At 57.6% G+C, this 12,076-nt stretch carries 9 protein-coding genes; 8 read left to right on the top strand and 1 reads right to left on the bottom strand.

What is annotated here, in order from left to right; genetic code table 11:
* Positions 1-55: 55 nt before the first annotated feature.
* The 5 genes from A3714_RS12640 to A3714_RS12620 all read left to right on the top strand — a co-directional run bounded on the left by A3714_RS12640 (position 56) and on the right by A3714_RS12620 (position 5,521).
* Complete coding sequence (locus tag A3714_RS12640; RefSeq protein ID WP_063509411.1) at positions 56-736, top strand: HAD-IA family hydrolase; 681 nt, start codon at positions 56-58, stop codon at positions 734-736.
* Positions 733-1,509 (top strand): YciK family oxidoreductase, encoded by a 777-nt coding sequence (locus tag A3714_RS12635; RefSeq protein WP_063509410.1) that lies wholly within the window; start codon positions 733-735, stop codon positions 1,507-1,509. The genes A3714_RS12640 and A3714_RS12635 overlap by 4 nt, the downstream gene beginning before the upstream one ends.
* A gap of 329 nt (positions 1,510-1,838) precedes the next feature.
* The gene (locus tag A3714_RS12630) at positions 1,839-3,008 is read left to right on the top strand and encodes a putative solute-binding protein (RefSeq protein ID WP_063509409.1); all 1,170 of its coding nucleotides are present in this window, start codon (positions 1,839-1,841) and stop codon (positions 3,006-3,008) included.
* A 110-nt stretch (positions 3,009-3,118) separates the two neighbouring features.
* Positions 3,119-4,201: a putative solute-binding protein gene (locus A3714_RS12625; protein WP_063526734.1), complete on the top strand. Its 1,083-nt coding sequence runs from the start codon at positions 3,119-3,121 to the stop codon at positions 4,199-4,201.
* A gap of 144 nt (positions 4,202-4,345) precedes the next feature.
* Positions 4,346-5,521 carry a putative solute-binding protein gene (locus A3714_RS12620; protein WP_062817688.1) on the top strand — a complete coding sequence of 392 codons (1,176 nt, stop codon included), beginning with the start codon at positions 4,346-4,348 and terminating at the stop codon, positions 5,519-5,521.
* Positions 5,522-5,753: 232 nt separating this feature from the next.
* Here A3714_RS12620 and A3714_RS12615 read toward each other — a convergent pair whose 3' ends face one another.
* On the bottom strand, positions 5,754-7,115 hold the full coding sequence (locus A3714_RS12615; RefSeq protein ID WP_082810925.1) for an AarF/ABC1/UbiB kinase family protein: 1,362 nt from the start codon (positions 7,113-7,115) through the stop codon (positions 5,754-5,756).
* A 175-nt stretch (positions 7,116-7,290) separates the two neighbouring features.
* Between A3714_RS12615 and A3714_RS12610 the strand changes: the two genes are divergently transcribed.
* The 3 genes from A3714_RS12610 to A3714_RS12600 all read left to right on the top strand — a co-directional run bounded on the left by A3714_RS12610 (position 7,291) and on the right by A3714_RS12600 (position 11,914).
* Positions 7,291-8,319 (top strand): hypothetical protein, encoded by a 1,029-nt coding sequence (locus A3714_RS12610; protein WP_062817687.1) that lies wholly within the window; start codon positions 7,291-7,293, stop codon positions 8,317-8,319.
* A 62-nt stretch (positions 8,320-8,381) separates the two neighbouring features.
* Positions 8,382-9,395, top strand: coding sequence for a putative solute-binding protein (locus tag A3714_RS12605; protein WP_063525765.1), 1,014 nt, complete (start codon positions 8,382-8,384; stop codon positions 9,393-9,395).
* 206 nt (positions 9,396-9,601) lie between these two features.
* Positions 9,602-11,914 carry a TRAP transporter large permease subunit gene (locus tag A3714_RS12600; RefSeq protein WP_369799178.1) on the top strand — a complete coding sequence of 771 codons (2,313 nt, stop codon included), beginning with the start codon at positions 9,602-9,604 and terminating at the stop codon, positions 11,912-11,914.
* The last annotated feature ends 162 nt before the right edge of the window (positions 11,915-12,076 follow it).

Below are 12,076 nucleotides of genomic sequence, written 5' to 3'. Positions count from 1 at the left end.
AACTGTTTTTTCGCGCCTCAAGCGGCGCTCCTACAGGGGGCTGTAGAGAGAATGTATGAACAAGCTTGAAGCCGTTTATTTTGATCTGGACGGTACTTTAATTGATACCGCACCGGATTTTTATACGGTGCTCAATACCCTGCTGAAACAACATGGCCGGCCTGAGGTCAGCTATTCTGCGGTACGCGCCAATGTGTCCAATGGCGCCCGTGCCCTCACCGAACTGGGATTCGGCGTGGGACCCGAGGATGCGGAATTCCCCCCGCTACTGGAGCAACTGCTGGACGCCTACGAACAGCACCTGGCCGTGGACACCTGCCTGTTTCTGGGCATGGCGGAAACCCTGGACTGGCTTGAGGCCAATGGCTTGCCCTGGGGCATTGTCACCAACAAGCCTTCACGGTTCACCGGGCCGGTGCTGGCCGGGCTTGGCCTGGCACAACGTGTCGGCGCGGTCATCTGCCCGGACCATGTCAAACAGCGCAAGCCGGACCCCGAGGGTCTGTTAATGGCGGCCCGGCGGGACGGGGTCAATCCGGCCCATTGCCTCTACGTGGGCGATCACCTGCGTGACATCCAGGCCGGCCAGAATGCCGGCATGGCCACCGCCGTGGCAGCCTTTGGCTATATCGACGCGGACGATGACCCCCACGGCTGGCAGGCGGACTATTATCTGGAACAGGGCAGCGATCTGCTGCCCCTGCTACAAACCATGAACACTGGGAGTACGGCATGAGCGAGCTGTCATCCGTGAATGCACAGGCACTGGCTTACCAGTGCCCTGCCGATGCCTTCAAGGACCGCATCATTCTGGTTACCGGCGCCGGCGCCGGCATTGGGCGCTGCGCCGCCCTGACCCTGGCCCGCCACGGCGCCACTGTCATCCTGCTGGGTCGCACCCCGGAAAAGCTGGAAAAGGTCTATGACGAGATCAAGGCCGCGGGCGGCCCGGAACCGGCCCTGGCGCCAGTCAACCTGGCGGTGGCCCGGCCGGAGGACTTCCAGGAACTGGCGGGACTGTTCGACAAGGAATTCGGCCGCCTGGATGGCATCCTGCATAACGCTTCCGTGCTTGGGGACATCACTCCGCTGGAGCGCTATGGCGTCGGCACCTGGGACTCGGTCATGCAGGTGAATGTAAACAGTGCCTTCTACCTGACCCAGGCCATGTTGCCGCTACTGCGCGCCAGCGACGATGCACGCCTGCTGTTCACCTCCTCCAGCGTGGGGCGTAAGGGGCGGGCCTTCTGGGGCGCCTATGCGGTCTCCAAGGCCGCCACCGAAAACCTGGCCCAGGTCTTCGCCGAGGAGCTGGAAAATACCAGTAACATCCGCGTCAACACCGTCAACCCCGGTGGCACCCGCACGGACATGCGTGCCCAGGCCTACCCGGGCGAGGATCCTCAGACACTGAAAACACCGGACGAGATCATGGCTCCCTACCTGTTCCTGCTGGGCCCGGACAGCCGTGACATCAACGGAAAGTCCATCGACGCGCAGCCTAAGTAACAGGCCGTCCCGTAGGAGCGTCGCTGGCGGCGCGATTGAAGAATTGACGAATCACGAGAAGCGAGTCCCGAAAGGCATAAACTCGACATTCGGGAAGGCCCGGTTTTCGCTTCTCGCAACTCCCACCTCGACACTATGCTACGGGCCACCAGCGACGCTGCTACGGCAAACGTCTTACTCTATGCCGAATACATTTCCTTGCGACCATTGACCGTTTTGCCGTCGCTGGCCGTAACGCGGCCACCCCCTGCGCCAAAGCTCTCCCCTATTCTGCAAGCGCGTGTTAAACGTATTGCTCATAACAAGAATGCGGCACCAGGGAGATCACCATGCGCAGCCCGATTACTCTTTTCTTTCTGCTTGGTCTGTTGTGCTCATCGCTGAGCGCAGCCAATCTGACCCAGGCCCAGAAACAGCAACTCCAGACCCTGTTACCCGGAGTGACGCTGAATGATTCCACTCTGGAAAAACTCGAGGACGTGTTTTACACCAGAGAGATGCCGGTTCGCAGCCGACTAAAAGCCATCAGCCAGATGGTGGGACTGGACCAGATGCCCGCCGGCAGCACGCTGAAACGCACTATCTGTATCTGGGATATTGGCGGTCGCAACGGGCCTGTGTTCAACGCGGCCATGGAACAGCGGGCCCTGGCCGTGGAATACGGCATCAATCTGGACATGGTGCCCTATACCAACGAAACCGTGATGGTCGATGAATTCAAGGCCGGTCGTTGCGATGCTGCCCTTATGAGCGGACTGCGTGCCCGCCAGTTCAACCTGTATAGCGGCAGTGTGGATGCCATCGGCGCCGTGCCTTCCCAGAAGCATATGCAAACCCTGCTTCAGGTACTGTCGCATCCGAGGCAGGCCGGCCATATGGTACAAGGCGACTATGTGGTGATGGGAATCTTCCCGGCGGGCGCCGCGCATATTTTTGTCAACGACAGAAGCATCAGCTCCCTGGCCAAAGCCGCCGGCAAGCGGGTTGCGGTGCTGGATTATGATGAGACCCAGGCGGAAATGGTGGCGGCCATTGGTGCCACGCCGGTGACTACCGATATCGTCAGCGCCCCCAACAAGTTCAACAACGGTCAGATTGATATTCTGCCCGCTCCCCTGGTCGCGTATGAACTTCTGGAACTCTACAAAGGCATGAGCCCGGATGGCGGCGTGGTGGACTATCCGCTGACGCAACTGTCCATGCAGTTGATCGGGCGCCTGGACAAGTTCCCCAATGAAGTGGCACAACTGATTCGTGAAGCCTCCTATGAGGCCTACCCGGAAGTGATCAAACGCATCGAACAGGAAACCCGCCGGGTTCCCGATCGCTGGATGATTGCCATTCCGGACAAGGACAAGCGGGAATACGAAGTGATGATGCAGGATGCCCGCGATGCATTGCGCGCCCAGAAATATTACAGCGCCGACATGCTCAGCCTGCAGCGCAAGATCCGCTGCAAATTCGACCCCGCACGCTCCGAGTGCAGCATCACTGAATAGGTAATGACGCGGCGTCATGTTGGCGCCGCGTACAATTGTCATACAGGCGGTAAAACTTCCCTTCTCTTTCGCATGCTATAAGCATCAAAACGAATGACAAAGGAAACGTCATGGGGAAGTACCGCACATTTTTCGCCGCGCTTGCGGGCTCTGCACTGCTCACTTTCGCCAGCACCAGTCAGGCCCTGACACTGACGCCCAAACAGCAGCAGCATCTGGCCGAGGCACGAGAGGAAATGGGACTGGGCCCGGATGAGATGCTCAAGCGTCACATCTGCTTGTGGGATCTGTCCGGCCGCTCCGGCCCCATTTTCAATGGGGCCACCAACCTGCGCCTGGATTTGCTGCGCTATAAAATTGATATCAGCCTGGAAGCCTTCACCAACGAAGGTGCCATGGTCGCGTCATTGAAAAATGGCCAATGTGACGCCGCCTTGATGAGCGGTTTTCGCGCCCGCCAGTTCAATCGTTTCAGTGGCACCATTGATGCCATCGGCGCTCTGCCTTCACTGAAGCATATGGACATGCTGATGAAGTCTATCGCATTGCCTCAGCTCAGTGAAAACATGGTAAGCAATAAATATCTGACACTGGCCGTCACACCAGCCGGTGCCGCCTACCTGTTTGTCAATGACAACAAGCTGAATTCGCTGGAGCGGGTTGCCGGCAAAAAAATCGCCGTACTGGATTTTGATCCCGGCCAGTCGAAGATGGTTGCCCAGATCGGCGCCACCCCGGTGGCCACCACGCTTGCCACCGCCCCCAACCAGTTCAACAACGGCAGCGTGGACGTATTGCCCGCCCCCCTGGTTGCCTATCAGGTGCTGGAACTTTACAAGGGCATGGAGCCGGACGGCGGCATCGTTGACTACCCCATCGTGCAGCTCACCGCCCAGCTGATTGGCCATACCGATCGTTTCCCGCCGGCGTTCGCCGCCGTCATTCGTGAAGTGGCCGCCGACAGCTTTTCGTCTATCCAGAAGGCACTGGAAAAAGAAGCGGGCAACATCCCCGAAAAATGGTGGATCCAGGTAGACCATAGCGAAAAACAGGAATATGACAGCATGATGCGTGCCGCCCGCATGAAACTCCGGGAAAGCGGGTACTACGACGCCACCATGTTGAGAATCATGAAGCGTATCCGCTGCAAGCTGGACCCCCTTCGCCCGGAGTGCAGCCAGGAGACGGAATAACTCTCACCCAGCCCCCTCAGTTGGCATCGCGGCCAGCCACCCCGGCTGGCCAGCCAGCGACTCACCGGTCACGACTGTCACAATGGGCTATCAATCTGAAGTTGTCGCTTCGGAATCAAACAAGAAAATGCCCATGGAGGCCCCGTGACATTCTTTCGCCATCTGCTCATTCTCCCACTGCTGATTGGCGCTTTCTCCGCCAACGCAGACAACGCCCTGAACCTGACGCCGGCGCAACAGGCCGAACTGGAAAAGTTCGCCCCGGGGGTATCGCTCACCCCGGAACTGGCTGACAAGCTGCGTGCCATTGCCTACGACCAGGACCGCAGCCTGGACGATCGTATCCAGGCCATGCAGAAAGTGGCTGGCTTCAGTATGGGCGAACCCCTCAAACGACGTATTTGCATCTGGGATATTGCCGGCCGTGCCGGACCGATCTACAAGGCCGCCGAAGACCAGCGTACCCGTCTGCTCGAATATGGTGTGGATCTGGATATACAGGCTTACACCAATGAAAGCGTGGTGGCAGAAGATCTGAAAGCCGGCATCTGTGATGCAGCGCTGATGAGCGGTCTGCGTGGCCGCCTGTTCAACAAGTATACCGGCACCATTGATTCCATCGGCGGTCTGCCCAGCGACGAGCACATGAAGATTCTGCTGCAGGTTATGGCCAGCCCGAAATCCGCTGACAAGATGGTCAGCGGTGAATATGTCGTCCTGGGTCTCGCATCTGCCGGCGGCGCCTATGTCTTCGTCAACGACAGGACCATCAACACCCTGGCCAATGCTGCAGGCAAGCGGGTCGCGGTACTGGACTATGACCCCACCCAGGCGGAAATGGTGTCGCAGATCGGCGCCACGCCGGTTGCCTCGGATATCGTCTCTGCCCCGAACAAATTCAACAACGGGGTCGTCGATGTATTGGCAGCGCCGTTGGTGGCCTATGAAATCCTGGAATTGTACAAAGGCATGTCACCGGACGGCGGCATCATCAATTATCCGCTGGCGCAGATCACCATGCAGCTGATTGGTCGCAAGGACAAATTCCCCAATGAAGTGGCCCAGCTGGTGCGCGAAGAGTTCTTCAACAGCTATCACCTGATCAAGGAACGCCTGGACCAGGAAGCGGCCAAGGTGCCCGATCACTGGTGGATCGAAATTCCCGCAGCGGATAAGCGCGAATACGAAACCATGATGCAGGAAGCCCGCCTGACCCTGCGCGAAAAAGGCTACTACGATGCCGAGATGCTGACGCTGCAACGCAAGATTCGCTGCAAACTCAATCCATCGAAAGGGGAATGTGCCAATCCGGTGGAATAAAGGCAGTTGCGAGTGGAAAGTTTAAAGTTGAAACGCGAGCGGGCTCGGAGCTAACCGAAAACCATCGACACCGCACCACTGTGCAGAAACAGAACGGGGAGCCTGGAGGCTCCCCGTTTTGCTTTTCGCTTCTTTTAACTCGTCACTCGACACTTGGGACCGTGAACAGAGCTATAGTTGTTTGGCATGGCCCAAGCTCGCACCTTTCAACTTTGAACTTTGAACTTTCAACTCAGTGCAGTAACCCGCCCGGCATATCATCAATGGCCCCGAACATATCCACACGGTTATCACTGAACATATCCATTTCCGGCGCCAGCACCTGCACATAGCGATCGAAATAAAGGAATTGCTTGAGCAACAGGGCAAATTCGCGCGGGAAGCGAATCCCGTGGCCTTCACCAATCTTCACCAGATCCATGAGCAGGCGATTCACTTCCTTGTCATTGCGATCCGCCTGCACCAGAGCGGACGGGTCAACCTGGCCCAGTGCCCCTTGCAGGCTTTCGATATCCCGTGCCAGGGCGGCCACATCCACTTCCTCGCGGGTCATGCCGATGATCGCCATGGCCTCCGCCATTTGACGGATATCGCCTCGGCCAATGGCGTCAAAGAACTTGGCCATGCCGTCCCAGGCTTCACGGCGAATTCGACCGACAATCCCGAAATCGATGAATCCGACCCGACCATCCTCCAGTAACATCAAATTGCCAGCATGCACATCCGCATGGAAGAAATCGCACAGCATCAGGCTGGAAAACCAGGTATTCAGGGCAGAGATCAGGGTTTCCGCCGGATCATCGGTATATTGCCGCAGGACGTTCATGTCCGTCAGAGGCACCCCGAAGAAGCGCTCCATGGTCAGCACCTTGCCGGTGGTGTGGGTCATGACCGGGTCCGGTGCTACCGCTGACGTGTTGCCGGTATCTCGCAGGAACGCATTGAATGCCTGCAGGTTATGGGCTTCCTTGATGAAGTCGCACTCCTCCAGCATGCCGGCCTGCAACTCCTCGATTACCCCGGAAATGGCAGAGCGGGACAGCCCGGGAGCCAGACGTTCGGTAACCCGGGCCGCAAAGTAGAGGAAATTGAAATCGGTCAGCAGCACATTGCGCACACCGGGGCGCTGAACCTTGATCACCACATCCTGTCCGTTTTTGAGCTTCGCCGCATGAACTTGCGCAATGGACGCACTGGCCAATGGCTTGGGGTCCACGGATTGATATAGCGACTCCAGGGGTTTCCCCAGCTCTTTCTCGACCGTTTCACGGATATAGTGAAACGGCAGTGCCGGGGTACGGTCCAGACAGCGCTGGAATTCCACTACATACTCTTCCGGGAAAATCGATGGGGAACTGGCAATAAACTGGCCCAGCTTGATGTAAGTGGTACCCAGGGATTCAAAGGTAGTACGCAGCAAAGCCGGTACTGGCGGGCGATCGCCGAGCATCCAGTTAAGCCCCTGGCGCCCCACCACCCCGAGGGTTTCCAGGATGCGCAGGCCGCCACGGGCAGTATTCATCGCCAGAGCGACGCCACTTCTCTCGCCCGCCAGCCAGCTTTTCATGTCTTTGATATCGGTATGATCAGTCATAATAAAGTCTTACTTTCCCGGTGGGTGCGCAGCACAACGTTACGTATTCCATCATAAAGCAAATTTATTGTTTGTAATTGCTTGCAGGCTTTTTTGTAATTGCCGCTTGTGCCAATTGGCAGACTTTCGTACCTTTGATCGCGCTAATCCGAGAACAATAACAAGGAGCTTTCGAATGGGTTCTCTGACCTTGACAAAAATGCTACGACATTCCCGTCTGGCCCTGGTAGGGGGCGCCATCATGGCTCTGCAAGGCTGTGGCGTCATCTACAAGACAACCGGGGACGTGCTGATCAGCTTCGGCCGCTCCGAGATGCTTCCCTACATGCTGACCTTCGACGATGTGCGCATGGCCTGTGTCACCGGCGAAGCGCAGACCCCGCTGCTGATGGCATTTGAACGCGTCGGCTCGCATCCCGAGAAGCTGGGCGCCATGGTTTACACCACTGCCGCCACCTGTGCAGAACAAATCGCCATTGACGCCGAGCTCCGCTACATGCGTGGCGTCAAGGATGGCAATGTGAATGAAGCCCAGGACGCACGTATTGAACAGAAACGCTGGTCTGCCATTGCGGCCAAGCGCCAGTACACCGCCTACCAGAACATGAAGACCGCCTTCGGTGAACAGAAAGAAGGCGAATGTCCCAAGCTGAAGACCGACTTCGACGAGCTGGTGTGGATGATCGGCAATATCTCCGGCGTGCAGGCCCTGCTCAATGATGGCGCGTCTGACGGCGCGGTGGGTGTCCCCCGCGATATCGCCGCCAAGGTAGAGCGCAACATGAAGTGCCTGGAGAACGACAAGTGGTGGGGCGTACCCCGTGGTGCCCGTGCCGCAGTCTGGAACCTGCTGCCGATGCTGGCTCCGCCCAACGCCGAGCCGTGGAAGGAACTGGAAGCCTCTGCCAAGGCCGGCTTCGATGGCGGTGTTCGACTGGGTAGCGCCCTTTACGCCATGAGCGCCTTCAGCAAGGGCGATGACGAGCGTATGCGCAAGGCCATCCGTGACTTTGCCGCCAACGACCAGAATCTGGATCCGGAGTACTCCATGATGGATGCCATTGCCGGCTTCATTGTCACGGGTATTTCCGACCGGGAATGGACAGAAAATACCGGTAAGCGCACCCCCATTGGTGGGCTCGGGACATTCTGGGATGACGCCGCCAAATCCGGGCCGGCGATCAATATTGACGATTTGCTGTAAGCCTGTTTGCGGCCCCTTGGGGCCGCTTTGAATTAGATTAAGAAGTAACCAGGAGACATGCCATGCGCTATTTGAAGGCGTTTACCACAGCAGCGACTGCTGCACTTGCACTGACAATCAGCCCCGCCCAGGCCGCCGAGGAGCGGTCCATGTGCGTGTTCGATATCATTGGCGCCAACGGTGATATCTACAACATCATGAAGGACTACAAGACCGCCGCTCTTGGCTGGGGTGTAGACCTGGAGCTGAAGCCCTACACGGATGAGAAAATCGCCGCCGAGGACCTGAAAGCCGGCCAGTGTGATGCTGCCGTCCTGACAGGCATCCGTGGCCGCCAATTCAATAATTATACCGGCAGCCTGGATTCCATCGGGGCCATCCCCTCCTATGACGCCATGCGCACCGTGGTCACTGTTCTGGCCAGCGGCAACCCTTCCATCAACGAGAAGCTGGTTTCCGGCCCCTATGAAGTGGGTGGTATTGCCCCCATGGGTGCGGCCTACCTGTTCGTGAAAGATCGCACCATCGATACCGTGGGCGAGCTCTCCGGCAAATCCATCGCCGTACTGGAATACGACAGCGCCCAGGCCAGCATGGCCTCCCGCGTAGGTATGTCTCCGGTGATGTCTGATATCACCAACTTCTCCGGCCGTTTCAACAACGGTTCCGTGGATATCTGCTTCGCTCCCATTGCGGCCTACTCTGCACTGGAACTGTACAAGGGCATGCAGCCGGATGGTGGCATGATCGATTACGTACTGGGGCAATTGACGGCCCAGGTGATCCTCAAAAAAGATCGCTTCCCGGACGGCTTTGCTGACAGCTCCCGCAAATACATGCTGGGTCAGTTCGATCGCGCCATGACCGTGATCGAGAACGCCAACAACGAAGTCGACAAGAAATGGTGGATCCGCATCCCCGAGGCCGACAAGCTGCGTTATGACGAAATGATGCGCGAGGCGCGTATCGCCCTGACCAACGACGGTGTTTACAGCAAGGACATGATGTCCCTGCTGCGCAAGGTGCGCTGCAAGGAAGAACCTTCCCGCGCCGAATGCGTTAATCCGGTCGAGTAAGCGCAGTACTGACAGCGGGGCCCCAGTGGCCCCGTTTTTCCCTAGCAACCTAATTTCTGTCACCCGGCGTAGCTCTGCCGGGTAGTCAAGGTGTTTACACTGCCATAGAATGCGGAGAACAAGGCCTGAGGGCCCGCGGGTAGCCTTTTCCCCGTAATCCAGGCGGTATAACAATAACCGGGTGCACAATGGACAAAACTTCTTCTATGAAAATGGCAAACCGTTCTGTCGGTGAATGGTTGTCATCGTTACCTACCCTGATTCTCCTTTTGCTGACGGTTTTTCTCGCATCTGGGGAAGTGATTCACTCCCAACTCCTGAAGATTGGCGAAAATACCTGGGAAGGCTATTTCCAGTTGCGGGGGGCCGGCATTCTTCAGGAGCCGACCTGTAACCCGGACGCCAATCTTGACGATCAACTGGAAGCCGCCGTCGCCAGGAAAAAACAACAGATGGCGGACGACCCACTGGCCGGGATGTTCGGCACCGAGGTCAACGAAGACGCTCTGCGCCAATCTCTGGAAGCTTCCCAGCAAATCTGCCGTGAGAAGTGGGCCACCTACAACATGGTCCAGGAGAAGGTCACGCCCGGCGTGATTGCTTTCCGGACCCTGGAAGGCGGCGTAGCAAAGGTGGTCACCTCCCTGGGCCACTACAAACGGTTGCTGCTGTGTATTCTGGTGATTATCTGTGCCGCCACCGCCACCCTGACGCGCCACCATATTTCCCTGCGCCCGGCGCAAACCCGCAAGGACCATTTCGTATCCAGCCTTGGCCAGCTTTCCGCCAACGTGATGCTGCTGATGTCCGCCTGGGTTTATCGTGGCGAGGAAGTGAGCGCCATGGCTGACGGTGTACAGGTGAACCATTTCTACCTGCACCAATTCTGGATTGCCGGCTTTGCCCTGCTCTCCCTGGCCGCCCTCTGGCAGCTGATCAAACCGCCCAAGGATCTTGAGGAAGGTGGCAGCTGGGGCAAGGCCCTGCTGACCATTCCGCTGTACAGCTTCATGTGTATCACTGCCGGCATCCAGTTCGTCAGCCAGGGCTACTACCACGGGATCAGTGTCTACCTGGGCATGATGATGGAACTGTCTACCCTGTTCCTGAGCCTGGCCCTGTACATCTGGATCGGTATGATGCTGCGACAGACCAAGATGGCCCACCTGGTGTTTGATGTACTGCGTCCGTGGAAGATGTCCCCGGAACTGATGTGTTTCGTGGTACTCGCAGTGACCGCGATCCCCACCGCCTACACCGGGGCGTCCGGTATCTTCGTTATCGCGGCCGGTGCCACTATTTACAACGAACTGATCCGTGCCGGCGCACGCAAGCAACTGGCTCTGGCCGCTACCGCCATGTCCGGCTCCATGGGTGTGGTACTGCGTCCTTGTCTGCTGGTCGTGATCATTGCTGCCCTGAACAACTCGGTCACCACCGATGAACTGTTCACCTCCGGCCTGAAGATTTTCGGTCTGTCACTGCTTCTGTTCTTTATCTACAGCCAGTTTGCCCGCACCGAAGCGGCCCGAATCGCGCCTTTCTCCGAGGCCGTACCGGCCAGCATCAAGCGCCTGGTACCGCTGCTGCCGTATGTGATAATCATGGGCACCGTCGTGGTATTCTTCCGTGACCTGCTGGATACCGAACTCAACGAAAACTACGCACCGATCATCCTGCCGGTGATGCTGCTTGCCATTCTCATCTTTGAGAAACTGAGCAATAAATCCGTGCATCTTTTCACCCTCGTATTGGTGCCTCTGCTGGCTTACTCCCTGTACAACCTGGTGGGTATCAATGCCGCGCTGGATGCGGGCAACATCCCCACTGGCACCTCTGCCGAGGACCTTGAGGCCTTGTTCTGGGGCCTGCTGTGGAGAAACTTGCTGCTCGGCGCCGCGGTCGTGCTCTACTACGTGTTGAAACAACCCGAAGAAGATCCCGATTACCGTGAGGAGCCCGGCGTCGGCGACAAGCTGGAAAACTCCCTGCGTTTTGCCACCAATGAAACCACCGGCCACATTGGCGCCCTGCTCATGCTGATGGCACTTTCTGTGAGTGTAGGCGGCATCATCGAGCGCTCCGGTGTGATGGAGAACCTGCCGGAAACCTTCGCCAACGTCTGGCTGGCCATGACCCTGCTGGTAGTCACCATGGTGATCATCGGCATGATCATGGACCCCTACGGGGCGGTGATCCTGGTCAACGCCACCATCGCCCAGATTGCCTTCGACAATGGCATCGCACCATTACACTTCTGGATGATTACCCTGGTGGCCTTCGAACTGGGTTATCTGTCACCGCCGGTGGCATTGAACCACTTGTTAACACGACAAGTGGTGGGTGAGGCCGAAGTAGAGTCCGCCAAGCTCAAGGAAGGCAGCTTCTTCCGTCGCTATGAGAAGTTCCTGCTTCCCATCGCGGTCATGCTGACGGCCCTGCTGCTGGTCTCCTACGTACCGTTGCTGTCCGATACAGTGCACGAGTACATGTTCCAGAAGATCGAGATCGGCGGCTAAACATTACGTCGGTTTCACCTCAAAAAAGGAGCCTTCGGGCTCCTTCTTTTTGTCTGCCTTTTCGAGCCAATTCTGAGTAAGCACCCCCTCCCCCCGTAACCCCTCAGGGATCAGCTGCAATACCGGTTTCCTATCGTCGATGAATAACTGATACTGTAAAGT

The sequence above is a fragment of the Alcanivorax sp. HI0007 genome (genome assembly GCF_001635525.1).
Lineage (GTDB): Bacteria > Pseudomonadota > Gammaproteobacteria > Pseudomonadales > Alcanivoracaceae > Alcanivorax.
The sequence above is the reverse complement of the archived record's forward strand: the minus strand, read 5'-3'. Positions and strand labels throughout refer to the sequence as shown.